Source organism: Enteractinococcus fodinae, assembly GCF_031458395.1.
In the GTDB taxonomy this organism is placed as follows: Bacteria; Actinomycetota; Actinomycetes; order Actinomycetales; family Micrococcaceae; genus Yaniella; species Yaniella fodinae.
The window spans coordinates 1245967-1272157 of record NZ_JAVDYJ010000001.1 but is presented as its reverse complement, the minus strand read 5'-3'; the positions used below and the strand labels follow the sequence as shown (position 1 = coordinate 1272157).

Here is a 26191-nt window from a genome sequence, read left to right as displayed (position 1 = left end):
GATATTTCTCATAGAAGCTGCGACCAGTTTCTAGCAAGTTTCCGGTCATAGCGACCGCGATTCTTCGAAATAATCCATAAGTCCCGGAACCGCCCCGACGTGATGAGTCGAATAATTGGCTTCGTACGGATGGGCGCGCAGTCCGTTAGATGTATCGCCTTTACCAACAAGTGTGTGGGACACTCCTACATGCGCTGCAAGATCAGGCACAAAGTCTCGGTGCAATGTCGTCATTTTTGTTCGTGGCTTTCTGCCTCAAACGGCAATAGCTAAGCCGGCTAAGCGCATCAACCTGGTCGCGGCCCACTTCCCCCCAGCAGCGGTCATGGCGTGCCACATCTTGCGCACTCCATAGACCCCATAGTTAGCTGGTTCAACTCTTTGACCACCGGGATCAATGCCGTATGCCGTTGGGAACGCTGACTGGCAGGCCGGGTTTTGGCGGCACGATATCCTATGATGTGATCAACCCACGGTCTGTCGCCCCAAGAATTCAACGGATGAACTCGACTCCGAACGATTCCGAAACATACCAATGTATCGGATCACTCGTCGTGGGACGTTCGAGCTCCGCTGCGAAAAAGCCGACGCCGTCTTGACGATCTCATAAACCCGGCGCTCAGCATTCTCGCGTTTGAGCTTGCGGATTTCTTCCTGGCCATCCTGGGTGCGTCTTCATCTTCGAGCCGATCAAACTCCATGCGAGTGGCACGGTCCTTGAACGACTGAGGGTATTGGTTGGCATTGTTCCATGTTTTCATTTCAGGACGGAACAAAAGCCAGGATGGTTCAAACATATGGTCACAAAAAGATCCTAAACGCCCTTCAGGACCGCTAGCCCTGAGTGCTACTATTGGACCCGGCTGTGCTATCGCACTTCATAGCATAAAACTACAGAAGGTTGCTTGCAGGATCCTCATGTTTGCTCACACCACAAGAATCGCACTAATTAGCACATTCTCACTGTCGCTAATTGCATCCACTATGACCGCATCTCACGCCACGCTACCTAATAACAGCGCTTCTACATCCTCTAGCCTAAGCGTTTCTCACACAGTAGAAGAAATGGGGGCAGAGCAAACGCCCGCCCCAGTAGAAGGTGAAGAGAAAGAAGTCATTGAGATCGAGGGAATCGATGCGGAGGCCCTGCCCGAAAATGACGGCGAAGTTGTTGAGCCACCGTCTGAAGAAACTGCGGGAGTTTCGGAACCTTCCGAGGAACCAGAGGAATCACAGCACAACGAGGATCAAAACACTGAAGAAACCCTAAACGACGGTGATACAGAGGTGCTGCCCGAAGAGTCATCGAGCTCTGAGACACCGAATACTGAACCGACTCCTAGTGTCTCGGAAGAAGCATCTCCGCAGTCCTCTCAACCGCAAAAATCAGCTGAGGAACAACACCTAGCTGAAACGGCACTCGAAGATAGCCAAGGCACTTTGGCAGCGATCACCGCGCCCATCGAGTCAATTGACTTCGTCGCTGCAGGATTGACCTGGGATTCCGATACAGCCGAAACTATCACTGAGGCTGCCGTACGGGTGCGAGAGCAAGGTGGATGGAGCGAATGGCACGATCTCGAGGTTCACGCTACCGATGAGGAGATGAAAGCCAATTCTCCACGTGCCGGTACGGAGCCCCTAATCACACTCGAAGCCGACGCGGTGCAAGCACGCGTACACACTGAATCAGGCGTAGCTCCAGAAGGTTTGGAAATATCACTGATCGATCCTGGCCACTCAGTCACGGATGGCCAACTCGAACCTGCCTCGCCTGAGGGAGAGGATGTTGAGACCGCTGCAGAAGCGTCAGTGGAGTCCAGCCTTCATCCGATTGAATCCTTCAAAACTGAAGCGCACGGAAACGCAAGTGAGTCGATGTCTCGTCTCACTTCTGCACGAGCTCCAATACAGACGAACCGATCTGGTAGCGCTGCTGACGCAATCAAGCCCGCTATCGTTACTCGTGCTCAGTGGGGTGCTAATGAGTCAGTCACCTCGACGAGTAGTCAATCGAGCGATCTCAAGGCGATGTATGTTCACCATACAGCAGGAACAAATAACTACACACGAGCTCAAGCTTATGGTCAGGTCCGAGCTATTTTCAGTTATCACGCCGAATCACTGCGATGGGGTGACATCGGCTACAACTTCCTAATTGACCGCTACGGGACTATCTATGAAGGTCGACGTGGTTCGCTAGATTCCTTGCCCCTGGGCGCGCAGGCAGGTGGTTTCAATACCAATACCTTCGGAATCTCAACCATAGGAAACTTCGATGTAGCTCAGCCGCCTGCAGGGATGGTCGAGTCGCTGAAAAAGGTACTGGCTTGGAAAGGTCTCCAGTACGGAATAAATGCGACTGGTACCACCACGCTAACCTCGGCCGGGGGCACTTCAAAGCATTCTAGGGGCACCCGGGTTACGGTGAATACGATTCTCGGACACAGAGATACGCACGCAACAGCGTGTCCGGGTAGATATCTCTATTCGCAACTACAGGCCATTCGTAAGGATGTTTCAACCCGTATTAGCAACGCTCGTGCGAGTGCCCCCAATTATGACACCATCTCTTCAGGGCTGATCTACCAAGCCAAAGACAACACCGTCCTTCGGGCCAGACCCACCAGCAAAAGCGACATCCTCCGAGGTCTCCCCAGCGGCACCCGAGTGACCACCTCAAACCGCGCCCTCAACGGATGGTGGGAAGTCACCATCAACGGCACCACCGGATGGATTGCACACCGCCACTTCACGCGCTACTACGACACCATCTCTTCAGGGCTGATCTACCAAGCCAAAGACAACACCGTCCTTCGGGCCAGACCCACCAGCAAAAGCGACATCCTCCGAGGTCTCCCCAGCGGCACCCGAGTGACCACCTCAAACCGCGCCCTCAACGGATGGTGGGAAGTCACCATCAACGGCACCACCGGATGGATTGCACACCGCCACTTCACGCGCTACTACGACACCATCTCTTCAGGGCTGATCTACCAAGCCAAAGACAACACCGTCCTTCGGGCCAGACCCACCAGCAAAAGCGACATCCTCCGAGGTCTCCCCAGCGGCACCCGAGTGACCACCTCAAACCGCGCCCTCAACGGATGGTGGGAAGTCACCATCAACGGCACCACCGGATGGATTGCACACCGCCACTTCACGCGCAGTAAATGATCGCGCTCGATAGGTTGTGTGCCTTTGCACTGAAAGCCAACTCAGTGCAAAGATGCTACAGGGTCTCCGTCAGAGGAAACCCAACAGCGGTGTTGTACTCTTAGCTACCGATATAGTTTGCTTCATAAGCAGAAAACTACTCTCGGAACTCCAGTGAGGACGCGGTCCGTAATTCTCGTCCGAGACTTTGCGCCAATGTCTCCGCATAGGTTGCTGTGATGTGGTGGCTGTCCCGCCAAACGATTACACCCCCTACAACTGGAGCGCAGGCTTCTGGGGAACAAAGCGCATCGGACATATCCACTGTGTCTACATCCGCAGCTTCTGCTGCGCTGAGCATCCCCTCATAACCGCTCGAGGCCATCGCTTCATCTCGGTCCGCGGCGCATTCGGTCAAAGTGTCTTCATTCTACGCAATGCACTCAGGCACATCGAAGGAGGGTCGTGGTGTGTCGAGTAGGACTGTAAGCCCCACGCCGGCCTCTTCGATTTGGGTCCAAGCATCCGCGTAACCGTTTTCCAGATTACCAGTGCGTACGCCTTCTGAGACGTCCGAACTGTTAGCCGCGGAGTGGGACGAAGCGCTGGCAATCACGTGATCGGGCGCATCTGATCCTGTGAAGTGCTCAAGGATGTTCTGACCCCAGTCGTAACAGCTTTCGTAAAGATCACCACCTATACTCAGTGCAACCGCATTGAGAGCACACGCACTCTTTGTGTATGTTTCCAGTCTCCAATTATTCGTGTTGGCTAGTTTCTGAAGGGCTGGTATCCACTGCGCTGCATGCGAATCGCCCACAAGGGCGACTACGTAATCAGACTCCGCATCCCCGTAGACACACGGTTCGACTTCAGCCGAAACTTGATCGACATGGCACCCTTCGTCGTACACCTCTGCAATATCATCCTCGACCTCTGACACGTCAGGCGTCATGGAAGCAACTTGATTTACAGGTTCTAGTGCCGTGGTATCCAGCTCGACAGCTTCGGCCCCCATCGGTTCATCTGAGGTCAGAGACTCCGAGTTACTTGAGGTCAACTGGCTACTTGCTACTAATACAGCAAGACCAATCACGGTGGTGGTTCCCATGAGCGAAGCGCCGGCCCGCAATGCTCGTGCAGACTTTTCCTTCAGCCTCGGCCAATTACGAAAAGGCTCCTCGATGTAGCAGTAACTCAACCAAGACGGGACGATGGCCAGCGCCACAATCGCTAACCAATAAATGACCGGGAGCTCGCCATCTGCTAGATAAGCAGCGAAGACGAGAAGCGGCCAGTGCCATAAGTGGAACGTAGCGGTTGATGGTACTTCCGGTCCATGTAGTTGGTAACTGGGTTCCGCGTATCTGGTACTGGGCAGTGTGGGGTGGTCTTCTAGATACAGGTCCGACATATTCGGTGTCGGCCTGTAGTCGAAAGGAAGACCGAGATGGTGAAATATCGCCAGATTATGGAGCTAGTGCTCCAGGAGCATAGTTACGCTGAGATCACTCAGATTGCGGGGTGCTCCCGCCGTGATATTGCCCGAGTGCGCCAGATCGTGTCAGAACACGAGATCACGTCAATGAGTGCAGTGACGAGGCAGCAGCTGGCGCAGTGGTTCCCTGATAGCCGCAAACGCTGAGTTCGCGCAACCAGATTTTGACCAAGTGCTAGCAGCGATGCGCTCCAACCGGTTTTTTACGGTGTTGATGGCATGGCGCCGGTATGCTGATGCCGATCATGGACTGCAGAAACCGTATGGGTATTCCCAGTTTTGTGCTTTGTTTGCTAACTACGTGCGTTCTCACGATTTGGTGGCTGTGTTGCGCCACGAACCGGGCCGGGCCATGCTGGTTGACTGGGTCGGCCCGACCATGGATATCGTGGATTCTGTGACCGGGGAGATCACCACCGCCTATGTATGGGTCGCAGTGCTGCCGTACTCGGGGGTGATCTGCTGCCGGGCGTATCTGGATATGAAGTCCCCGGCATGGTTAGACGCCCATATCCAAGCATTCGCCGTGCTGGGCGGGGTGCCAGCGTTGATTGTGCCAGACAACCCGTTGACCTCGTCACATCCGCGCAGCAGAGGAAGTATAGAGCGGGTGATCAATGCCCGGTATCAACAATTAGCCGATCATTATCAGACCGCGATTGTCCCAGCCAGATCCGGGAAGCCAAGAGATAAAGCAGCTGCCGAGAACGCGGTGGGTATCGTGGAAAAACGTGTGCTGGGCTATCTAGCTGATGACGTGTTCACTACGCTAGCTGACCTTAACGAGGCCATCGATGCCAGGGTCGACGAAATCAATCATGACATGCCAGACGTCAACGGCGTCACCCGCTGGCAGCGATTTGTTGCTGAAGAACAACACACGTTGGGCCAGTTGCCGGACACGCGGTTTGAAGAAGTCCAATGGAAACAGCTCAAAGTGGGGCGAAACTATCACATCCGAGCTGATTCCCAGCATTATTCGGTGCCCTATCAACTGGCCGGGCAATTGGTATCAGTGCGGTTGACCTCCACTGGGGTCACCGTCTTTGACGGTAACACCATGGTCAGTGAACATGCTCGGATCAACGGTCGCAAAGGCCAATATTCCACGCTGGCTGCCCATGTTCCCGAACGGCATCAGGGCATTGACGGGTTGTGGTCCCGGTCCTGGTTCACCGATCGAGCCCGCAGTTTCGGGCCAGCCACCCTGGCAGTGATCAACCAGATATTAGATCGACATGTCATTGAAGCTCAAGGCTATTTAGCGTGTCAGAACATTCTGGAAGGATTAGGCCGCAAAAATCGTGCAGTGGTGGAAGCTGCATGCCAACAGCTGATCAACCGCAATGGGTATGCCACCTACACCACGCTGAAACGACTCATGGCTGGGATCACCAGCGACCACGACAAGCCTGCCGTGGTGGCTCCGGCTGCGTCTACGACAAAGCGCCAAACAGTTGGTGGCAGCCAACCGCTTGGCGCTGAGGTCTACGTTCGCGATGCTTCGCATTACGACACCACCGGTGAGGAGCAATCACAGTGACGTTTACCAGCATTGACTACGAGAAATTCCGCCAATTACGGGTCACCCATATCGCTACTCGGTTCGAAGAACTCATCACCGATGAGCACTACGATACCCTCACCCCGGAACAGATTTTCTTGACTGCTGTTGACCAAGCCCTGGAACAACGCAGGGTCAATCGGGTGGACCGGCTGATCAAAGCCGCCAGATTCCCGATCCCGCAAGCCAGTATCGCAGAACTGGATTATCAACCGGGCCGCGGCATCACCAAAGTCAGAATGCAGCGCTATGGCGCTCATGACTGGTCCGCTGACCCGATGAATCTGTTGATCACTTCGCCCACCGGCGGTGGCAAGACCTATTTGGCTTGCGCCCTTGGGATTGCCGCCTGTCACAACGGTCACAGCGTCTACTACACCCGCATGGACGATCTGGCCCGGCAACTGATCATTGCTCGCACCGATGGCATTGCCCACCAGAAACTGCTCAACACACTGTCAGACACCGAGATGTTGATCCTCGACGATTTCCTGACCGTGGGCATCGACACCGATGCTGCTAGTGACCTGTTTGCGGTCCTTGCTAACCGGGAACACCGGCTGCCCACCGTGATTGGATCACAAACTGGACCAGCCCACTGGGTGGACATCTTGCCCGACCGGGTCGCGGCAGATTCGATTGTCAACCGGCTGGCTAACAACGCCAGGAAAATCAACCTCGGCGACATCGACATGCGTCAGCACCGTCATCTGAAGGCCCAGTCTCACAAGGACTACTGGCAATAACCCCAACGAGCGCTACGACAACAGGTACCGGCCCTGAAACACGGGCCGGTACCACCTCCCCAGAAACGGGTTACCAACTACGTGGACCAGGAGTACCATCAGAGGCTACGCGCCACCCATAAGTACAAAGAATAGGAGAGATCACCGATCCAACGCATCGGTCGAACGTTGAGGACCTTAGCAAAGCCTCGCGTCGCCCTGCCAGACATGCCGCCAATTATAACTGCGGCAGCGCCCAGTGTGGGCAGAAGGGCCGCATAACCGGGGAAAGCCGTTGCCGCATATAATAAAGTCCCGCGACGAGTATCGCCAGGAGCCCCCACCTTGCAAGACGTAACCAATAGTGGGGGGTATTTTCTGCAACTGAACAGCAAAAATAGCTATTGCTGCTCCAATCGCAATCTCCCAAAGTCTCGTTGTCGTCACAAAATAGGCAGGCGCAGGATTCGCCTCGGTGTAGTAGATCGACCATAGGAAAGACGGGATGATCGCGACCGCGACACCTATCTGTAGGTAGCGTTGAATGTTCGCAGTTTGTCCTCCCGAACTATTCAGTCTGCGACGACTTGCCAGCCACAACAGTCCGACCAAGAGAGCTGGCCATAAAATATAGAACTGCTCCTCAACGGCCAATGTCCAGAAGTGTTGAATAGGGCTCGCGGCCTCTTCTGCGTGGAGATAGTCAGTACCGTCAGCAAGCACCCAGTTGACAAGATAAAAAGCGCTGGCGATTATCTCTACACCAATCTCGTCCCACCGTGTCCGAGGCAAAATTAATAGGGTAAGAACCGCGACGAAGGCCAGTACTACCGTCGCCGCCGGAAGAATCCTTCGGATCCGTCGCGCATAAAAATCGGCCAGGTCAATACGTCCTTGCTCTTCAGCCTGACGCACCAGCATTCCCGTGATCAGAAAACCCGAAATCACGAAGAAGACGTCAACGCCAACGTAGCCCCCGGAAAGAGTGCGAGCCCCGCGTGGTAGAGCAGCACAAGACCTACCGCGACTGCCCGCAGACCTTGAATATCTGGTCTAAATCTCGAACCGGCTTTGACTGCAGGCTCGTTAGGGGGTTTCGTAGTCGCCGATGTCATACTCTGACTCCATTTTGATGCATAAGTGTGAGAAGCACTGAGTCATCTTAATGACTAGTTTCTGAGAGTTAGCGACATAGGGTTTAGTGTCCCAAAATTCAAAACTATAACTGCTCAACGCTAATACGAGCACGCGGATGCTATCGCGATGGCTTTAACAATTAGCAGTCAAAAAGGTAAGACCAGTCAATTCAGTACTGAAGCCAAGTCATGGCAGGTGAGTTAAGCGCAATCGCACCACGAACTATACCTCGAGAATAGCGTCAAGCCTCTAGGAAAAGCAGCTCAATCCTGTCACCTTGCCAGGATGGCCATGATGTATCGCTCTATGCTCTCACACGTTTACTCACTGAAAACTATGGCTGTTACCCGGCAACGGCATGCCAGTGTGGTCGTTCTGGCCGTAACCGCCGTATTAGACGTGCGCCCCTATCGGTTCGTAGATTTACCTCTCAAGGACCGGCATAGCGCACAAGGAGCAATCAAAGTCGTAGTGATCGTAGCATCTGACACACTTGCGTGGGCTGGAATAGGCGCTAACCAAATTCTGAAACAGCCACCACACCTAGCAATTAACATAATTCATAAACGGGATAGGGAGACCTATCCTTACCATGATGGCAACCGATCATACGAGACGCCATCATCACCCAAATATTTACACTATGTCTATCGTTTAGCTAATGACAACGCAGTCCTCTATCACTGGAATGAACGGTGCACTCAAACCGGTGGCAACGGACCGGAGAAGACATAGATACTGGCTGCGAAAACATCGTCCAACTGGACAATCCCAAGACGAGCGGAGTCCCGCTCCGCCGAACCTACTCCAACGCAACTTCTATGCCGATCCCATGTCAGTTGGGGCTAACCGATATCACCGGTTTCTCGGCTGGCGATGGCAAAGTCCTTGCATCGCGAGGATCAACTACTTTTGAGAGCAAAGTCGCCGGCACAAAGACCTGGCACAACCCGGTGATGGAGCTGGCCGACGATGCTGTTGTCGAAGCTCTGGCTGGTTATCCTGGAGCCGCACAAACACCGTCGGTGCTTCATTTCGACAGTGGTGGCCACTACCTCTATTAGGGCCGGAGCCGACGCACTCATAGCGTCGTGGGTCACCCGCTCGAGAGCTTTACAATTCAGACAACGCCGCCTGCGGTGGCTTTGTCGGACAGGGAAAGCGAAACACACTACAGTTCCCCGTGGACAAGCAGTGACGACCTCGAAGCCGCCATTTCCGCCTATATCACGACCCGCATCAAAATCTCTCTGGGTGACTATGGCGTGCAAGCTTACCGAATGCTCACACTGATAGAACCTGAACTGCCCTAACACAGTCTGCCCTGGCTTCAGTCCGTTAACCCTAGTATGGGTCGCATATCTCACGAATGCGACAAAACCCCGAGCCGCCTAGGAAGTCGAGTCGGGGTTTCGTCTTATGGTGGGTCCTACCGGGATCGAACCGATGACCTACTCGGTGTAAACGAGTTGCTCTACCAGCTGAGCTAAAGACCCTCTGCACTGCGTTCTCGCTGTGCAACAAGATTTAATAGTAGCCGATTATTTTTCGTTTTGCAAAACGGCCAGATGCTCACCCATATCGCGTCCCCCTGGGGTCGAATTTATGGAGTCCAAGACATCTCCGGAACGATCCACGAGGAGGCTCACGCGTCGGGGCCGCCCCGTAGTTTCATCGAAGATTCCATAATGCTGAGCTGCAGCTCCGTGGGGCCAGAAGTCGGATAAAAAGGGTACTTCGATTCCTAGTTGCTCTGACACTAGCCTGAGCACCGGCGCAGAATCTGGCGCGATGAGGCGCAACCCAACTCTCAGCTCAGCAAGCTTGGCAGACATTTCACCCACGTGGTCAAGCTCCGACATACACACCGGCGTGTACGCGCCAGGAATGAAGATCAGCCACGTTTTGTCGTGGGCTGGATTACCAGGACCTTCAATCGGAGGAAATGGCCACTCCTGGCCGTACTGATCGCGTAGGGCCGGCGCTAACATTAGTGTGCAACCGCTGGCTCTAAACGGGTGGCCAGCCAGTGCTCTGATACGCCTGCTGTAGTGGTAGCGCGGAAGCCAGCCACAGTGGCGGCTTCAGAAATATCTGTCGGAGATACATGTCCGGGCTGCGAAGCACGCGGTACTAGCAACCAGATCGGCGCGTTTTGGTCAAGATTTTTATCAGCGTCCGCGAGCGCGTCAGTGAGATCTGAGACATCGCCATCATCGCTGCGCCACCACAGGAGCACTGCATCAACGGGCTCTTGGTCTTCTTCTGTGAGGAACTCTTCGCCCAGGGCGTCCTCTAAACCATTCCGAAACTCGAAGTCGATATCTTCATCCCAACCAAGCTCTTGGATCAAATTCCCAACAGCTAGTTCGAGTTCAGCAATATAATGATTGTTATCTGGGTTTTTACCAGACGCCGAGTTGCTCACAACACTCCTTTTACAATTTGTGGATACTCTATTTTTCAAAATTCTTGAGCTATTAGCAACATCATCTCATCATATCGTGCCCCAAGTTTCGAAAGCGGGGGTTTCAGTGAAAGTACTAGCGCGACTGATTGGGTGTATTGCACTACGGACAAGGGTAGAATCCCCATGAGATCCCTTTGACGTAACGCAGCTGATCACAACAGCGATCACCTGCGCGCCTACTAACGACACAACACACCGTCGTTACTGAAAAGAAAGAGGTCACTGTGAGTACAGCTGAAGAAAGCTCCGACATTCTAAGTGGTTTGACCGACCACGCACCAGACAAAGATCCTGAGGAAACATCGGAATGGATTGAGTCCTTCGACGCGCTTGTAGACGCGGCAGGCACCGAACGCGCTGAGTACATCATGCGCCATCTACTACAGCGTGCCGGTACCAAATCAGTCGCCGTCCCGATGGTCACCACCACCGACTATGTCAACACGATTCCGGCTGACCAAGAACCGGAATACCCGGGCGATGAAGAGCTAGAACGCCGCTATCGCAACTATCTACGCTGGAACGCTGCTGCCATCGTCCAGCGTGCACAGCGTGACGGCGTGGGCGTTGGGGGCCATATCTCCTCCTATGCGGGACAAGCAACGCTTTACGAAGTCGGCCTCAACCACTTCTTCCGCGGCCAAGACCATCCTGGCGGCGGGGACCAGATCTTCTTCCAGGGACACTCCTCACCTGGTAACTATGCTCGCGCTTACCTGGAAGGCCGCTTGAGCGAAAAAGAGCTCGACGGTTTTCGCCAGGAAAAATCACAGGCACCAAATGGACTCCCGTCCTACCCTCACCCGAAAATGCTGGACGAGTTCTGGCAGTTCCCCACAGTCTCCATGGGTATTGGGCCTATCAACGCGATCCATCAAGCACAGTTCAATCGCTACATCCACGATCGCGGCATCAAAGACACCTCTGATCAACACGTGTGGGCGTTCCTGGGCGACGGTGAGATGGACGAACCCGAATCGCGCGGTGCTCTCCACGTTGCAGCGAATAGCAAACTGGACAACCTCACGTTCGTGATCAACTGTAACCTCCAGCGCCTCGACGGCCCGGTTCGTGGCAACGGCAAGATCGTCCAAGAACTGGAAGCTTCTTTCCGCGGTGCTGGCTGGAACGTCATCAAAGTTCTCTGGGGCCGTGAATGGGACCCACTTCTGGAAGCAGATGACACCGGAGAACTCGTTCGCATTATGAATGAAACTCCGGATGGTGATTATCAGACATACAAAGCTGAGTCCGGTGGCTTCGTACGTGAGCACTTCTTCGGCCGGTCTTCGACGACTAAAGAGCTCGTTGCCGACATGACCGATGATGAAATCTGGGGCCTGAAACGCGGTGGCCATGACTACAAGAAGGTCTACGCCGCCTACAAGGCAGCTGTCGAATACAAAGGCCGCCCCACTGTCATTCTGGCCCACACGATTAAGGGTTACGGACTGGGGACCGGCTTTGAAGGACGCAACTCGACCCACCAGATGAAAGAACTGTCGATCGACGAAATCAAGGTCTTCCGCGATCGCCACCGCATCCCGATTTCCGATGAAGAAATCGAAAAAGATCAGTACGCCATGCCGTACTACCATCCGGGCCCGGATGCACCGGAAATCAAATACCTCCAAGAACGCCGCAAGAAGCTTGGCGGTTATGTCCCAGAGCGCCGCAAGAAATACGCCCCACTTCCGATGCCCCCGGAATCTACATATAAGCACGCCCGTAAGGGTTCGGGTAAGCAGCAGATCGCTACCACGATGGCCTTTGTTCGACTGCTTCGCGACTTGATGCGGGATAAGAATATCGGCAAGCGTATCGTGCCGATTATTCCGGATGAGGCACGCACCTTCGGGATGGACTCGTTCTTCCCCACCGCCAAGATTTACAACCCGCGCGGTCAGAACTACATGTCTGTGGACCGTGACCTGTTCCTGTCCTATAAGGAATCAACAGAAGGCCAGCTGTGGCACGTTGGCATTAACGAAGCAGGTGCCACCGCCGCACTCACCGCTGCCGGCACGTCCTACTCAACGCACGGCGAGATCATGATTCCGATCTACATCTTCTACTCGATGTTCGGATTCCAGCGCACCGGCGACAGCTTCTGGGCTGCCGCCGACCAGCTGACCCGTGGCTTCGTGATCGGTGCTACAGCAGGTCGCACAACCCTTGCCGGTGAAGGTACCCAGCACATGGACGGTCACTCACCGATCCTGGCTGGCACCAACCCTGGTGTGAAACACTACGATCCGGCCTTCTCATACGAAATCGCGCACATCGTGCGCAATGGCCTTTACGAGATGTACGGCGACCACGACATGGGCGACAAGGTCCGCAACGTCATGTACTACTTGACCGTGTACAACGAGCCCATCACCCACCAGGAAGAGCCAGAAGATCTAGATGTTGATGGTTTGATTCGTGGTATCTATCGCTTCTCAAGCTCTGACATCGGTGGTCCGAAGGTCAACCTCTTCGGTTCCGGCGTGTCTCTGCCATGGGTCATCGAGGCCGCACAGGTCTTAGCTGATGACTGGGGCGTCTCAGCGGATGTATGGTCAGTCACCAGCTGGAATGAACTGCGCCGTGACGCCGTCGCCGCGGAACGCGATCAGTTACTCAAACCAGATCAAGAGCCACGGGTGCCCTACATTACCCAGGTCATGCAAGACACCGAGGGGCCGGTCGTAGCTACGACCGATTTCGCAACACTCTTGCCCGACCAACTCCGCCAATACGTTCCGAATAAATTCGCCACCCTAGGTGCCGATGATTTCGGATTCTCTGACACTCGCGCGGCAGCACGTCGCTACTTCGGAATCGACACCCACTCCGTAGTGGTACGCGCGTTGCAGTTGCTGGAAGAAGATGGCGAAGTCGATAAAGGCACCGCTTCCTCGGCGTTCTCGAAATACCGCCTTGACGATGTGAATGCCGGTACCACTGGAACTGCTGGTGGCGACGCCTAACAACCGCCCCACTTTATGCTCAGGCCGTCGGGACACCCCGGCGGCCTGAGTGTTTTCCAGCACATAAACCAACGGCTGGGATACGATAGGTGCCGTGCCACCTCTCTTCTCCGCAGCAATATCAATCCCTTCCATCAGCCTGTTAAAGAGCGCTGCCTAAATGAAAAATAGCTGGTCAGCTAAAATCCCGAGGCCAGTTTCGGCTGAAGCCAAAGCTGCAGTCCGAGCCCACCTTGGTGAGCTCAAAACCGCAGTATTGCACCAGCTGAACACCTCGCTACCTTGGTTCCGAGAATTACCAGCAAATCAGCGGTCAAGTCTGGGCGAGATCGCACAGCAAGGGCTCACGACGTTTGCGGACTGGTTTGAGCACAGCGAAAGTACGGTCAAAGCCTCCGCGTCCGGTGTGCTGCATTCTGTCTTTGGCAACGCACCCTCAGAGCTGTCACGTACTGTCTCCCTTCAACAAGCTGTGCAACTACTCAGAACCGTCCTGCAAGTTGTTGAAACTCAGGTTCCAGCAATCGTGGCGGAACCAGATAAAGCCGCCGCCCGTTACGCAGTGGTCTTCTACTCGCGAGAAATCGCGTTCGCCTTGGCTGAGGTGTACGCGCGAGCAGCCGAAACCCGAGGCTCTTGGGACACCAGGCTTGAGGCGCTCCTGCTTGATTCCATTCTGGCTGGAGATCGGGCTGATGAAATTCGGTCGCGCGCTGCTGCCACCGGGTGGAAAGCAACGCACGGTATTACCGTCATGGTCGGCCAACCAGACCAACTCGAAGAACCTCAATTGGTAGCGAAGCTGCGCGAGATCGCGACCCGAGCGAACCTGGAAATCTTGATCGGAGTGCTCTCCGATCGCCTGGTCATTGTTTTGGGCGCTGTACGGGATGTCGAAAGTGATACGAAAACCATCCAACGCGGATTCGGCGATGGCCCGATTGTTTACGGCAGAATCGTCGACACCCTTGTCGATGCCACGATCTCGGCTCAAGAAGCGCTCGAGGGCTTTTCTGCCGCACCAGCCTGGCCCAATGCTCCACGACCTGTATCCGCATCAGACTTACTTCCAGAACGCGCCCTCAACGGCGATCAGGTAGCGCGCAGCGCGCTCACCCGTCAGATATATCGACCACTATCTCGGGCGGGCAACTCACTGTTAGAAACAGTGGATGTATATACGACGACCGGAGGCTCACTGGAAGCCACGGCCCGTCAATTGTTCATTCACGCCAACACAGTTCGATATCGCCTCAAGCGCGTCGCAGAACTAACCGGCTGGGACCCAACGACGCCCAGAGATGCATATGTCCTACAAGTTGCACTGATGACAGGTAGACTCGATACGGTCTTAAACCCGCCAGAACCATGACCACTCACAAAACCGTCCCTCAGTGAACGCGAACTGTACTTGTAGGAAACCTACAAAAACTTTGCGTATACTCGTGGGCTAGCTTGATAAGTTTTGTCAAAAGAATTTGGAAGAGTTAAACCTATGCTCGCAATCGTGTGCCCAGGACAGGGCTCTCAGACCCCAGGGTTCTTGGAACCGTGGCTCGAACTCCCCGGAATCTCCGAAAACCTCAGCAAATGGTCAGATGAGACCGGCGTCGATCTAGTCACTCATGGCACCGTTTCTGATGAAGAGACCATCAAAGACACCGCAGTAGCCCAGCCGCTAATCGTGGCCGCCGGCCTACTCGCAGCACAGGCTCTGAAAATCTCTGACCTCGATGCTAGCTCGTGGATGACTGCTGGCCACTCCGTGGGTGAGATTACGGCAGCGGGCTTATCGGGAGTACTCTCCCCTGTTGATGCGCTCGGTTTCGTACGGGTCCGCGCCCAGGGTATGGCTGCCGCCGCGGCTGCTGAACCGACCGGTATGGCAGCTGTTCTGGGAGGCGACCAAGACGAGGTCATCGCCTATCTGAAGGATAAAGATATCGTCCCGGCAAACGTCAATGGGGGCGGTCAGGTCGTTGCCGCAGGTTCTAAAGATGCGCTTGCAGCACTGGCTGAAAATCCGCTGGACAAAACCCGGGTTATCGAGTTAAAAGTCGCCGGGGCCTTCCACACCCAGTACATGAGTTCAGCTGTGGCTGATCTCGAGCGTTTCTCGCAGGAGCTAACTGTCGCTGACCCAGCGGTTCCACTGCTCACAAATAGCGACGGTACTGCAATAGCTTCCGGCCAGGACTTCGTGCAGCGTTTGGTGAACCAGGTCACTTCACCAGTCCGTTGGGATTTGTGCCAAGCAACCATGCTGGAACAAGGAGTCACGGGTGTTCTTGAATTGCTGCCAGGTGGTACGCTCACCGGTATTGCCCGTCGAGCAATGAAGGGCGTCAAGACGTTGGCTATTAAGACGCCAGCCGACCTTGAAAAAGCCCAAGGTTTCATTGCTGACCACACCCAGAACACCACAGCGTAAGGTAGCCCGTGTCCACACCAACTTTGACCCCATACAGTCCGCATACTGCCAGTCGCATCATGTCAATTGGTGCCTACCGTCCCTCCAGCCGCGTCACCAACGACGAGCTGGCCGGTCCGATCGATTCCTCTGATGAATGGATTCGTCAGCGTACCGGGATTGTGACTCGTCAACGAGCGGATGCAGAAACCGGCCTGGCCGACATGGCTCTGGCAGCTGGCAAACAGGCGATTGAACGGGCAGGTCTTGAAGCGACAGATATCGGCGCTGTGGTCGTCGCTACTGTCACGTTTCCCTACCCCACCGGTTCGGCTGCAGCAGTTATTGCTGGTGCGCTCGGTATTCAAGTTCCGGCTTACGATATTTCTGCTGCGTGCGCTGGCTATTGCTATGGAGTGGCGCAGGCCGATGCGCTCGTGCGTTCCGGTATGGCTGAGCATGTCCTCGTGATCGGGGCAGAGAAGCTTTCTGATTTTGTTGATCCCACGGATCGTTCGATTTCGTTCCTTTTGGGCGATGGTGCCGGTGCGGTGGTTGTTGGCGCCTCCGAAGAAGTAGGAATTTCGAAGTCGAACTGGGGCTCTAAAGGCGAGGACTGGGACATGATCCGCATGACTCGCTCCAATATCGAAATGCGTGACATTATCCAGGAAGTTGAAAGAACCGGGGATGCCACCGCCATCACCGAGCCCGGCAGTAAAGGGAGCGTGTGGCCCACCTTGCGCCAAGAAGGGCCTTCTGTCTTCCGCTGGGCTGTATGGGAAATGGCCAAGGTCGCCAAGCAGACCCTGGCCGATGCCGGTGTCGGCCCAGAAGACCTGGTGGCGTTTTTGCCGCACCAGGCAAATATGCGGATTATTGATGAGTTCGCCAAACAACTCAAACTGCCAGACACCGTGGCAATCGGACGAGACATTGCAGATGCGGGGAACACTTCGGCGGCTTCGATTCCGCTGGCAATGCACCGCCTGCTTGAAGAACAGCCGGAACTTTCTGGTGGTCTCGCCCTACAAATTGGTTTCGGTGCCGGGTTGGTCTACGGCGCCCAGGTTGTTCGGCTTCCCTAGCCAGCAATCTGCATTGACCACGAACTAAGTACACACCAGTGCAAGGTACTACTTGCACGCCGATATAAGGAGCTGCTCATGGCTAACAAAGACGAAATCCTCTCCGGCCTAGCCGAAATCGTCAACGAAGAGACCGGTCTGGAGACTGAAGAAGTCCAGCTGGATAAAAACTTCACCGAAGATCTGGACATCGACTCGATCTCGATGATGACGATCGTCGTCAACGCGGAAGAAAAATTCGACGTCAAGATTCCTGATGAGGAAGTCAAAAACCTCAAGACCGTTCAGGATGCCGTCGATTTCATCGCAAACGCTTCCTAACGAAGCCGGCAGGACCGAAGGGTCCGCCATGAGCGGTGGGCCGGGAGTTCTCCCGGCCCCCTAGGCCGCCTACCACCCAAATACGAAGATGAATGACCCTGGCCGCGTGTGCGGTCAACAACTAATTGAGGCAATGGATATGACCCGTAAAGCCGTTATTACCGGTCTTGGCGCTACATCCCCGATCGGTGGCGACGTAGACACCATGTGGGCAAACGTCCTGGCAGGTACCTCTGGTGCGCGGCCAATCGAAAAAGACTGGGTACAACAATACGAACTGCCTGTGACCTTTGCAGCGCAGCTGACTAATGACCCCTCTGAGGTCTTGTCACGCGTTGAAGCACGTCGCATGGATCCGACCACCCAAATGGGGTTGGTCGCTGCCCGAGAAGCTTGGAAGAACTCGGGACTAGCCGATCAGGAACTCGATCCTGAACGCATTGCAGTCGCCTTCGGAACCGGCATCGGTGGCGTATGGACCATGCTAGATTCCTGGGACAACCTACGCGAACGTGGCCCACGCCGTGTACTGCCGATGACCGTTCCAATGCTGATGCCCAACGGCGCTGCCGCAGCAATCTCGATGGACCTCGAGGCACGGGGCGGGGCTATTACCGCGATTTCGGCTTGTGCCTCAGGCACCGAAGCCATGGATAGCGCGCGCCGACTCATCGAATCAGGGCAAGCAGATGTCGTTATCACCGGCGGCGCTGAAGCAGCTATCCACCCGCTGCCGATCGCAGGCTTCGCCGCGATGCAAGCACTCTCCAGACGCAACGACGACCCGCAAGCCGCCTCTCGCCCCTACGATACCGACCGCGATGGTTTCGTACTCGGTGAAGGTGCCGGCGCATTGGTTGTCGAATCGGAAGAACATGCCCGTGCCCGCGGTGCTGAAGTTTATGCCGTATTAGCCGGTTCTGGTGTGACTTCAGATGCCCATCACATCACAGCACCTGAGCCAGAGGGGCTCGGTGCCTCCCGTGCCGTCAATGCAGCGCTACAGAGTGCCGGAATTGAACTCAACGAGGTCGTACATGTTAACGCGCATGCTACCTCTACTCCAGTCGGGGACCGTCCCGAATACGTCGCGATGAAATCCGTTTTCGGCGACCACTTGGATAATGTCCATGTCTCTGCAACGAAGTCACAGACTGGTCACCTACTTGGAGCCTCAGGCGCTCTTGAAGCAATCTTCACGGTTCTGGCTCTCCATCATCGCAAGGCCCCGGTAACAATCAACCTTGACAACCAGGACCCAGATATCCCACTGAACGTGGTGCATGGCCAACCTGTAGAGCTCCCCTCAGGCGATATCGCCGCTCTGAGCAACTCATTTGGATTCGGTGGTCACAACGCCGTCGTAGCATTCCGCAGCTACTAATTCGATGTTAAACGCTTCAACGGAGGCCGGTTCATAGCGAACCGGCCTCCGTTGTCGTTTTGAAGGATCGTGTTGAGCGTTCAGCCTACGCGGTGAAGCCAACGCACGTTAGCACCGTCTGCTGCCTGACGGAAGGGCTCAAGTTCCTCATCCCAGGCCTCGCCCAAAGCCAGCGACAGCTCATGATAGACCGCCGAAGGGTCTCCATTTGCTTGCTCATAGGCATAGCGGATCCGGTCTTCGGACACCATGATGTTGCCCGTAACGTCGGTGGTTGCGTGGAAAATTCCTAGTTCTGGGGTGTGCGACCAACGGGAACCGTCTGAACCTTCAGACGCTTCTTCAGTGATCTCATAACGTAGGTGTGCCCACCCACGCAATGACGAAGCAAGCTTTGCGCCGCTACCTTGCGGAGCACTCCAATTGATTTCGGCTCGATAGGTTCCAGGGGCCGCCGGCTGGGGCTCCCATTCAAGCTTTTCTTGGGCACCCAAAGCAGCCCCGACTGCCCACTCAATATGAGGGCAGAGGGCTGCTGGGGCCGAGTGCACGTAAAGTACACCTCTTGCATCAATGCCAGACATTCCGATCCTCCATAACTTGCGGTACGTCTTCCCCTACGACCACTTGTCATTGATTACGGAAAATCCAACAGACACCATTATGCCTGATGATCTGGTTGATAGCTACTGGCCACAGCACACTAGTCGTAATCTTTCGAAAACGCACTGGCCAGGGACAGCCTGCCAAAAAGGTAGTTGTGGAACCACCTAGCCGAGGCTTCTTAAGCGCGCGGGTGCGCCTGCTGATACCCCTGGCGCAATCGATCGATCGAGACATGAGTATAGAGCTGGGTGGTCTGTAACGATTCGTGGCCTAAAAGCTCCTGTACCGACCGGAGATCCGCTCCCCCGTCCAGGAGATGCGTCGCTGCGGTATGTCGCAGTACATGAACCCCAGAAGCAGAAGTGTCGCCGAGCCTTCGTAGCACCTCGTTGACCACTTCTCGGATTTGCCTTGCTCCGATACGGCGCCCACGGGCCCCCAGAAACACCGCGGGCGTCTGAGGCTTATCACCCAGTACCTTCGCTCGCCCTGCGGAAAGCCACTGTTCTAAGGCTCGCACTGCTGGGGCCGTTAAAGGGACTATCCGTTGTTTATCGCCCTTTCCAGTCACTTTGACGACGGATCGGGAGAAATCGATATCTTCAATGTCGAGTCCTTCGATTTCGGCCACTCGGATGCCAGTTGAGTAGAGGACTTCAAACATCGCCACATCGCGAAGTGCCAGCGGGTCACTAGGGTCTCCAGACTCACCGCGTACCGCTTCGTACAGTGCATCTAAGGCTTGCCGCACTTGCTTCTGAGATAACGTATCGGGCAGATGCGAAGTTTGTTTTGACGTAATGAGCCGTGCCGCTGGATTGTCCTCGCGAATACCTTGACGCACGAGCCACCCCATGAACTGCCGGATAGCCGTCGTTTTACGAGCCATGGTGGTGCGGCTCATGCCGTGCTGGGTCAGTTGCGCTAACCAGGCCCGGAAATCTTCCAACGTGGCAACCCGAAAAACTGGCAGTAGTTCATCTTGCTCGGCAGCGCGTTTCTGGAGGTCTGAGGCCAAGCCTGTCAGATCTGAGCGATACGATCGGATGGTATGGGCCGATCGGTTCATCTCGTACTGCAAATAGTGACAGTACTCCTCGATGAGCTCGCGATCTTGAGGGGAAATTTCAGCGGACATGTTCTTACTGTGACATGAAGACAGCGCGTCTCAAAGGATTAGCTCAAGGTGTCTCTGCGTTTCTTCCATCCCGAGGTGGTTTGAGCTGCAAGGCCATAGCGTTCCAGCCTGGTGAGGATACCGGTAATTTGAGGCACCGGCAGTCCTGTAAGTCCCGTCAAGTGACTAATGTTCGTCGTGGTGCTGACCGGTAGAGCATCGAACACGAGCATTTCTTCTAAATCCAAGATGTCATAGTTGCGCTGATTTGCTGCAGCGGTAGACGCAGGGGGTGCTTCGGTAGTTGAGCCGTAAAAGGCGTCTAGATCGGTTGCATCATCTACGAGCTGTGTGGGTGATTCTTTGATGAGACGATGACATCCCGCTGAGGTGGGTACGTTGATAGGCCCCGGCACGGCCCCGACTGTCCGGTCCAGATCGTGGGCATGGTTTGCTGTGCTGAGAGCGCCAGACCGATACCGGGCTTCTACCACAATGGTGGCTGCCGACAGGGCGGCTATGAGACGATTTCGGTTGAGGAATCGATAGCGATTCGGCCGCATCCCAGGGGGCATCTCAGTGATGAGGAGACCTCTCTTGGCGATCTGTTGTAGTAACTGGGTGTTACCGGCCGGATACAGTCGGTCAAGTCCTCCGGCTAATACCGCAACCGTAGGGGTCCCCTGACCGGACCGCTCTAGCGCTGCGCGATGTGCTGTGGCATCGATGCCATAAGCACCGCCAGAAACCACCGTCAGGCCCATCCCTCGTGCATGTGCTACCAGGTTGGTAGTCGCTCTGTCCCCATAGGAGGTGGACTCACGTGACCCCACGATGGCCAGCGATGCTTCTACCTGTGGAATTGGCGCCTCTCCGAGAGTCCATAAGCCTAGCGGCGCAGAGCCTTCGAGGTCTGCGAGCGCTGGGGGCCAGTGTGGGTCTTCTGGAACGAGAAATTTCCCGCCGAGTTTGGTGATGTAGTGTAGTGCTGTTTCGGGTTGGAGGTACTTCCCACGTCTGCGCCATCGGTCAATGGCTTCTCCAAGTTTGTGGCGGAGCATTTTGGTGTATTGTCCGTCGCCGGGATCGAGTGCTGCAAGTGCTATCCAGTCTTGTTGGCTGGGTATACTACCTTGAATGATCTCTAGAAGGCGTATCGGTCCCCAGGCTTGTGCTGCATGTGTCCCGAGATTGTCTGCGGGCTCTATTACCTGTGTGAGGCCAGCGCGAGCATGCCGTAGTTCTGAGTCAGCCATGGCGGTATCCCTTCTCGTTTAGGCGTAGGTATAGGGCCATATCGACATGGTCGGAGTCAGGTCGATCCGCTTGCATGAGGTCGGCGATCGTCCAGGCGACCCGCATAACTCGGCCGTAGCCTCTGGCACTGATTTGGTGGCTATCAAGGGCCCGGTCCAGTATGCGCTTGCCCGCCTTACTTACCATTAGAGATGGATCGTGCAGCAGCTGAATGGGGACTTGATGGTTGCGATACAGTCCGTGGAGGCTGAGCCGGGTTTTGGCTCGCTCGATTGCCGCATTGACACGTTGGGCGACTTGCGTTGAGGTTTCAGTGGGCTGCTGGTTCGTGAAATGCCGGGAAGTTACCGGTTCAACGGAGACCTGAAGATCAACCCGATCGAGTAGCGGGCCTGAAAGTTTGGCGGCATATCTGCGTCGCTGAAGCGAGCTGCAACGACAGTGACGGCCTGTACCGTGCCCGTGGCCGCACGGACATGGATTGGTCGCCAGCACCAGCTGAAATCGGGCCGGGAACTCTACGGTGTGGCGCGCCCGGTGGAGGGTGACGCTGCCTGTTTCCAGCGGCTGCCGGAGTGTGTCTAACACGGATCTTTTGAACTCGGCGGCTTCGTCCAAGAATAAGACTCCCCCGTGAGCTTGGGACACTGCACCGGGACGAACGAAGCCGGAGCCGCCGCCAAGTAGCGCAGTGGCAGTTGCTGAGTGGTGTGGGGCTTGAAAGGGCGGTTGGCTCGATAATGTCGCCATGGGTTCGGCCCCGTCGAGCAGGGATCGAATCGCGGCGTTTTCTAATGCAGTCTTGGGATCCATGGCGGCCATGATGGAGGGTAAACGCTGGGCCAGCATCGTTTTGCCGGCACCGGGTGGCCCCTCCAGCAGCAGGTGATGGCCACCCGCTGCCGCTATTTCAAGAGCCCACCGCGCTTCTTGCTGGCCTTGGACATCGGCCAGGTCATGCACCTGTTGCACAGCCAGCGGTACCGTTGGCTGAGTCACTACAGCCGGCGCTGAGACGTCTCTGGGCTCCACCGGAGCGCCAAAGTCTGCCGCGATCTGTGACAGGTGGCGATACCCACGAACCCGCGCTTCAGGGACAATCTGGGCTTGGGCTCGAGCTTCTTCAGCTACGACGATGTCTTTGTGCCCGGCTTCTACTGCGGCCATCACGGCGGGCAGGATGCCCGGGGCGGTCTGGAGAGAACCATCGAGACCCAGGGCGGCCAGAAAAACCGGTCCTGTCTCATGCTGTACGGAGTAGTCCGCTCCCCACGCGGCCATAATGATTGCGAGGTCAAATACGGAGCCTCTTTTGTGGAGGGATGCTGGGGTTAAGTTGACCGTGAGGTGTCTGCGAGTGAGTGGCAACCCGCTGTTGCGCGCCGCGGCACGTATGCGGTCCTTGGCCTCTTGAAGCGACTGGTCAGGTAACCCAAGCAAAGTGAAGCCTGGCAAGGTATTACCAATATCTGCTTCTATTGAGACGATCTGCCCCTTCATACCGGCTAACGCCACGCTGTATGTTCTGCCTATTCGGGTCGGAGAACTGAGGTTCATGACCACCGGTGGACGTTGTGAAGCGTCCATTAGGCGACATCCTGTAATAGCTCGGCAGTTGCTTCACCATTTTGGTCAATCACGACGCCAACAATATCGATACGCAGTGGCGTGTGAGCATATTTGGGATACACCGTTTGTTTGAACTGCAGCAGCCCTCGCTGTATGCGGCGCATTTGGTGGCGAGTTACGGAAACTAACGGATCGCCATAACCCGTTCCGGCGCGAGTCTTTACTTCTACTGCTACGAGTTGTTGGCGATGGTAGGCGATGATGTCGACTTCGCCAGCTGCTGCTAGCCAGTTACGTTCTAGTATGTGATAGCCAGCGGTTGCTAATGCTTCGCAGGCTAGTTCTTCGCCGTAGGTACCCAACCCGGTCGGGTGCTGTTGTGAGGAATTGGTTGTCATGGTGCCTCACCTCCACCGCCAGTCTCGTCGCTGAAACACGGTCTTAGGTGGCACCTAGCCCAGAATGTGGATAACTCTCGCTGAGCCTACTACCAGAGGGTTTTAGTGACTACTCAGTTAGCGGTGGTACGTGCGGACCATCAGCGGGCATATCTGAATCGTCCCGGTTGGGAAGCTCTTCGATGTTGATATCCCGGAAGCTCAGGATGCGAGCTCGTTGAATGAATCGAGATGTGCGAAAGACATCCCAGACCCAGGCATCTTCCAGCAGGAGTTCGAAGTAGGTGTCACCGGTTTCATGGTGGGTGACCATCTCGACTGAGTTGGCGAGGTAGAAGCGACGGTCGGTTTCAACGATGTAGCGGAAGAGGCGGATAACATCTCGATACTCTTTATAGAGATTTAGCTCTTGATCGGCTGCATATTGAGCCAATTCGTCATCGCGATCCGTCATGCCTCACATCGTAGTTGGTTCAGCTGCGAATCGGGACCAGGATTACAATAACTTCGGCTGTATCTCTTCTGGCACAAGATTCCATGATTTACGGTGATAGTCGGTCACACCTAGCGTGTTGAGTGCTGAACGATGTGCGACGGAGCCGTAGCCTTTGTTGCTAGCCCACCCATAATCTGGAAACCGTTCAGCCAGTTCAATCATCAGAGCATCCCGCGCCACTTTGGCGGTAATCGCCGCAGCGGAGACCGTGCAGCACGTCACATCTGCTTTAGTTTGCAACATCACACGTGTATCGACCGGTTCAAGCGCCCGAACCAAATCATGTGGAGCGGCATTGAGCCACATCGTGTTCCCGTCCAGAACGAGACCCTGGGGCATGCCGATGGTCGAGACGAGTTGGTGCCACGCGCGTCTCCCAGCCAGGCCGAGTGCTGCTGAGAGGCCGTATGTATCAATCTCATCGGCTGAAGCCAGTCCGACTGCCGTGGCCGCCCAATCGGGGATCGCTATAGCCATGCGCTCGCGTTGCAGTACGGTAAGTTTTTTGGAATCTCGCAATCCCTCGAGCGGCTGGGCGACAGCGGTATCCACCGCGGCCACACCCACTGCCACTGGACCTGCGAGTGCCCCTCGCCCCACTTCATCCATGCCGGCGATCAGCGTGCCGCCGCATTGTTGGGCCAGTGCAGTTTCGATGCTGAGATCAGGGAATTGCATTAGGGCTCCGGTACCTGATCGAAGGGCTCATTATTTGAACCAGCCGAACCCCAGCGGTTTAGTGGCCAGGCGACGATTTCGGCTCGACCGACAACTTGATCTACATTTACGAAACCTCCGTTGGGGCCGTCCATATGTGAGCGTGAGTCGCCGGATGCGCTGCGGTTGTCTCCCATCATCCACAGTTTGCCTTCGGGGACTGTGACATCGAAATTGATGTCAGATCCTTCCACTCCAGGATACAAATATGGTTCATCAATCTCTGTCCCATTGACGACAAGATTGCCTGAGTCGTCATTGACCGTGATGTGATCACCAGACATACCAATAATGCGTTTCACTAGGTGCTGCTCTGAAGTAGAGGGGTACAGGCCGATAAATTCCATGGCTTGATAGAACGCGTTTGGGTCGGACTCTACCGGCGGAAGCCACCCGTGTTGATCTTCGAAGACCACCACGTCACCGCGCTCAAGCTGTTCCTCAGAATCGACCAGGAGGTTCACAAAGATTCGGTCGTTGACCTGCAGGGTGTCTTCCATGGATCCCGATGGGATCAGGAAGGCGCGAAAGAAGAAGGTCCGTATTACAAACGCTACGACAATCGCAATAACGATGATGATCAGTATCTCGCGGAAACCGCGGAAGAGCCCACCGGTGCGTTTCTCTGCTCCGTCGCTTGGAGTTGAAGCTGTCATCGGGTACTGATCACCGGTCCATAGATTTTTTCATTTTGTATCATGCCCCCGCCCGGAGCTCCGAGCAGAGCACGGGAGTCAATCGAATCATACCGATTGTCTCCCAGAAGGAACACTCTATTATCTGGTACTTCAACTTCAAACGAGCTAGATGAAGCTGGCCTATCGGGTTCTGCCAAGTAAGGCTCATTGAGTACCTGACCGTTGAGCAGCAGTTGGCCACTGGTATCACAGCATTCCACGGTGTCACCATCGGTAGCGATGACACGTTTTACAACCGCATGATCCTTCGGCGCCATGCCCACAAGCCCTAACACGTTATCGCGGAATCGCTTCATCGGTGTTTCTGAATCGTAAGCGTAGAAGCTGCCTGACCCGTCAAAGACGACCACGTCGCCGCGTTGTGGTTCAGTAGTTTGGTAAGCGTCAGGATCGATTTCCACCCGATCCCCCACTTGTAAGGTGGGCTCCATTGATGCCGAGGGGATGGTGTACGTATTGAGATGGTAAGCCCGCAAAGCAAAGACTGCCATAACGGTTATCAACGTCACCGCTAAGAGGATCATGATGGGCCTGTTAATGCCCACAGCGGGCCGGTTCTTCTTCTTGGAAGATCCAGCCCGCTGTGGGGTTGACGAATTCGCCAC

Annotated in this window: 22 protein-coding genes, 1 tRNA gene and 2 pseudogenes; 10 read left to right on the top strand and 15 right to left on the bottom strand. The window is 55.3% G+C overall.

What is annotated here, in order from left to right; all coding sequences use genetic code 11:
- Positions 1-45 precede the first annotated feature (45 nt).
- Entirely contained in the window at positions 46-234 is a 189-nt protein-coding gene (locus J2S62_RS05980) for a hypothetical protein (protein WP_310172539.1), read from the bottom strand.
- An 831-nt stretch (positions 235-1065) separates the two neighbouring features.
- Here J2S62_RS05980 and J2S62_RS05975 point away from each other — a divergent pair.
- Positions 1066-3177 (top strand): SH3 domain-containing protein, encoded by a 2112-nt coding sequence (locus J2S62_RS05975; protein WP_310172536.1) that lies wholly within the window; start codon positions 1066-1068, stop codon positions 3175-3177.
- Between the two features lie 136 nt (positions 3178-3313).
- Here J2S62_RS05975 and J2S62_RS05970 read toward each other — a convergent pair.
- A pseudogene (locus J2S62_RS05970) lies at positions 3314-4111 on the bottom strand (SGNH hydrolase domain-containing protein).
- A 727-nt stretch (positions 4112-4838) separates the two neighbouring features.
- On the opposite strand from J2S62_RS05970, the gene istA reads away from it, so the two are divergent.
- Both istA and J2S62_RS05960 read left to right on the top strand, forming a co-directional pair.
- Positions 4839-6197 carry an IS21 family transposase gene (istA, locus tag J2S62_RS05965; protein ID WP_310175746.1) on the top strand — a complete coding sequence of 453 codons (1359 nt, stop codon included), beginning with the start codon at positions 4839-4841 and terminating at the stop codon, positions 6195-6197.
- Positions 6194-6964, top strand: a complete 771-nt coding sequence (locus J2S62_RS05960; protein ID WP_310172532.1) for an ATP-binding protein — start codon at positions 6194-6196, stop codon at positions 6962-6964. Before istA ends, J2S62_RS05960 begins: the two co-directional genes overlap by 4 nt.
- A gap of 177 nt (positions 6965-7141) precedes the next feature.
- Here the strand turns inward: J2S62_RS05960 and J2S62_RS05955 are convergent.
- Positions 7142-7909: pseudogene (locus J2S62_RS05955) on the bottom strand (acyltransferase family protein); the annotation flags it as partial.
- A 992-nt stretch (positions 7910-8901) separates the two neighbouring features.
- Here J2S62_RS05955 and J2S62_RS05950 point away from each other — a divergent pair.
- Complete coding sequence (locus J2S62_RS05950; RefSeq protein ID WP_310172529.1) at positions 8902-9144, top strand: hypothetical protein; 243 nt, start codon at positions 8902-8904, stop codon at positions 9142-9144.
- A gap of 356 nt (positions 9145-9500) precedes the next feature.
- Here the strand turns inward: J2S62_RS05950 and J2S62_RS05945 are convergent.
- From J2S62_RS05945 to J2S62_RS05935, 3 genes are all read right to left on the bottom strand, one after another.
- Positions 9501-9576, bottom strand: a tRNA-Val gene (locus J2S62_RS05945).
- Between the two features lie 45 nt (positions 9577-9621).
- Complete coding sequence (locus J2S62_RS05940; protein WP_310172527.1) at positions 9622-10071, bottom strand: redoxin domain-containing protein; 450 nt, start codon at positions 10069-10071, stop codon at positions 9622-9624.
- Positions 10071-10508 carry a DUF3052 domain-containing protein gene (locus J2S62_RS05935; protein WP_310172524.1) on the bottom strand — a complete coding sequence of 146 codons (438 nt, stop codon included), beginning with the start codon at positions 10506-10508 and terminating at the stop codon, positions 10071-10073. The genes J2S62_RS05940 and J2S62_RS05935 overlap by 1 nt, the downstream gene beginning before the upstream one ends.
- Positions 10509-10774: 266 nt before the next feature.
- On the opposite strand from J2S62_RS05935, the gene aceE reads away from it, so the two are divergent.
- From aceE to fabF, 6 genes are all read left to right on the top strand, one after another.
- Complete coding sequence (aceE, locus tag J2S62_RS05930; protein WP_310172522.1) at positions 10775-13525, top strand: pyruvate dehydrogenase (acetyl-transferring), homodimeric type; 2751 nt, start codon at positions 10775-10777, stop codon at positions 13523-13525.
- 160 nt (positions 13526-13685) lie between these two features.
- The gene (locus J2S62_RS05925) at positions 13686-14897 is read left to right on the top strand and encodes a PucR family transcriptional regulator (RefSeq protein ID WP_310172520.1); all 1212 of its coding nucleotides are present in this window, start codon (positions 13686-13688) and stop codon (positions 14895-14897) included.
- A gap of 123 nt (positions 14898-15020) precedes the next feature.
- Positions 15021-15956 carry an ACP S-malonyltransferase gene (locus tag J2S62_RS05920; protein ID WP_310172518.1) on the top strand — a complete coding sequence of 312 codons (936 nt, stop codon included), beginning with the start codon at positions 15021-15023 and terminating at the stop codon, positions 15954-15956.
- An 8-nt stretch (positions 15957-15964) separates the two neighbouring features.
- Positions 15965-17023 (top strand): beta-ketoacyl-ACP synthase III, encoded by a 1059-nt coding sequence (locus J2S62_RS05915; RefSeq protein ID WP_310172517.1) that lies wholly within the window; start codon positions 15965-15967, stop codon positions 17021-17023.
- A gap of 78 nt (positions 17024-17101) precedes the next feature.
- On the top strand, positions 17102-17344 hold the full coding sequence (locus J2S62_RS05910) for an acyl carrier protein (RefSeq protein ID WP_310172514.1): 243 nt from the start codon (positions 17102-17104) through the stop codon (positions 17342-17344).
- Between the two features lie 139 nt (positions 17345-17483).
- Positions 17484-18728, top strand: coding sequence for a beta-ketoacyl-ACP synthase II (fabF, locus tag J2S62_RS05905; protein WP_310175744.1), 1245 nt, complete (start codon positions 17484-17486; stop codon positions 18726-18728).
- An 80-nt stretch (positions 18729-18808) separates the two neighbouring features.
- Here fabF and J2S62_RS05900 read toward each other — a convergent pair whose 3' ends face one another.
- The 9 genes from J2S62_RS05900 to lepB (J2S62_RS05860) all read right to left on the bottom strand — a co-directional run bounded on the left by J2S62_RS05900 (position 18809) and on the right by lepB (J2S62_RS05860) (position 26191).
- Positions 18809-19312, bottom strand: a complete 504-nt coding sequence (locus J2S62_RS05900; RefSeq protein ID WP_310172512.1) for a DUF3145 domain-containing protein — start codon at positions 19310-19312, stop codon at positions 18809-18811.
- A 200-nt stretch (positions 19313-19512) separates the two neighbouring features.
- A complete protein-coding gene (locus J2S62_RS05895) occupies positions 19513-20472 on the bottom strand; it encodes a tyrosine recombinase XerC (protein ID WP_310172508.1) in 960 nt (319 codons plus the stop codon).
- Between the two features lie 38 nt (positions 20473-20510).
- On the bottom strand, positions 20511-21707 hold the full coding sequence (dprA, locus tag J2S62_RS05890; RefSeq protein WP_310172506.1) for a DNA-processing protein DprA: 1197 nt from the start codon (positions 21705-21707) through the stop codon (positions 20511-20513).
- Complete coding sequence (locus J2S62_RS05885; protein WP_310172503.1) at positions 21700-23295, bottom strand: YifB family Mg chelatase-like AAA ATPase; 1596 nt, start codon at positions 23293-23295, stop codon at positions 21700-21702. Before J2S62_RS05885 ends, dprA begins: the two co-directional genes overlap by 8 nt.
- Positions 23295-23675, bottom strand: coding sequence for a YraN family protein (locus tag J2S62_RS05880; RefSeq protein WP_310172502.1), 381 nt, complete (start codon positions 23673-23675; stop codon positions 23295-23297). The genes J2S62_RS05885 and J2S62_RS05880 overlap by 1 nt, the downstream gene beginning before the upstream one ends.
- 109 nt (positions 23676-23784) lie before the next feature.
- Positions 23785-24129 carry a DUF2469 family protein gene (locus J2S62_RS05875; protein ID WP_310172499.1) on the bottom strand — a complete coding sequence of 115 codons (345 nt, stop codon included), beginning with the start codon at positions 24127-24129 and terminating at the stop codon, positions 23785-23787.
- Between the two features lie 42 nt (positions 24130-24171).
- Complete coding sequence (locus J2S62_RS05870) at positions 24172-24849, bottom strand: ribonuclease HII (RefSeq protein ID WP_310172497.1); 678 nt, start codon at positions 24847-24849, stop codon at positions 24172-24174.
- Positions 24849-25544, bottom strand: coding sequence for a signal peptidase I (gene lepB, locus J2S62_RS05865; RefSeq protein ID WP_310172493.1), 696 nt, complete (start codon positions 25542-25544; stop codon positions 24849-24851). The genes J2S62_RS05870 and lepB (J2S62_RS05865) overlap by 1 nt, the downstream gene beginning before the upstream one ends.
- Complete coding sequence (lepB, locus tag J2S62_RS05860; protein WP_310172490.1) at positions 25541-26191, bottom strand: signal peptidase I; 651 nt, start codon at positions 26189-26191, stop codon at positions 25541-25543. Before lepB (J2S62_RS05860) ends, lepB (J2S62_RS05865) begins: the two co-directional genes overlap by 4 nt.

Coding starts and splice junctions, on each gene's coding strand:
- J2S62_RS05920 (WP_310172518.1), top strand. CDS start 15,021: ATGCTCGCAATCGTGTGCCCAGGACAGGGCTCTCAGACCCCAGGGTTC.
- J2S62_RS05980 (WP_310172539.1), bottom strand. CDS start 234: ATGACGACATTGCACCGAGACTTTGTGCCTGATCTTGCAGCGCATGTA.
- dprA (WP_310172506.1), bottom strand. CDS start 21,707: ATGGCTGACTCAGAACTACGGCATGCTCGCGCTGGCCTCACACAGGTA.
- J2S62_RS05900 (WP_310172512.1), bottom strand. CDS start 19,312: ATGTCTGGCATTGATGCAAGAGGTGTACTTTACGTGCACTCGGCCCCA.
- J2S62_RS05940 (WP_310172527.1), bottom strand. CDS start 10,071: ATGTTAGCGCCGGCCCTACGCGATCAGTACGGCCAGGAGTGGCCATTT.
- fabF (WP_310175744.1), top strand. CDS start 17,484: ATGACCCGTAAAGCCGTTATTACCGGTCTTGGCGCTACATCCCCGATC.
- J2S62_RS05870 (WP_310172497.1), bottom strand. CDS start 24,849: ATGCAATTCCCTGATCTCAGCATCGAAACTGCACTGGCCCAACAATGC.
- J2S62_RS05895 (WP_310172508.1), bottom strand. CDS start 20,472: ATGTCCGCTGAAATTTCCCCTCAAGATCGCGAGCTCATCGAGGAGTAC.
- lepB (WP_310172493.1), bottom strand. CDS start 25,544: ATGACAGCTTCAACTCCAAGCGACGGAGCAGAGAAACGCACCGGTGGG.
- J2S62_RS05950 (WP_310172529.1), top strand. CDS start 8,902: ATGCCGATCCCATGTCAGTTGGGGCTAACCGATATCACCGGTTTCTCG.
- J2S62_RS05880 (WP_310172502.1), bottom strand. CDS start 23,675: ATGACAACCAATTCCTCACAACAGCACCCGACCGGGTTGGGTACCTAC.
- J2S62_RS05975 (WP_310172536.1), top strand. CDS start 1,066: ATGGGGGCAGAGCAAACGCCCGCCCCAGTAGAAGGTGAAGAGAAAGAA.
- istA (WP_310175746.1), top strand. CDS start 4,839: ATGCGCTCCAACCGGTTTTTTACGGTGTTGATGGCATGGCGCCGGTAT.
- J2S62_RS05910 (WP_310172514.1), top strand. CDS start 17,102: ATGGCTAACAAAGACGAAATCCTCTCCGGCCTAGCCGAAATCGTCAAC.
- J2S62_RS05885 (WP_310172503.1), bottom strand. CDS start 23,295: ATGGACGCTTCACAACGTCCACCGGTGGTCATGAACCTCAGTTCTCCG.
- J2S62_RS05875 (WP_310172499.1), bottom strand. CDS start 24,129: ATGACGGATCGCGATGACGAATTGGCTCAATATGCAGCCGATCAAGAG.
- J2S62_RS05925 (WP_310172520.1), top strand. CDS start 13,686: ATGAAAAATAGCTGGTCAGCTAAAATCCCGAGGCCAGTTTCGGCTGAA.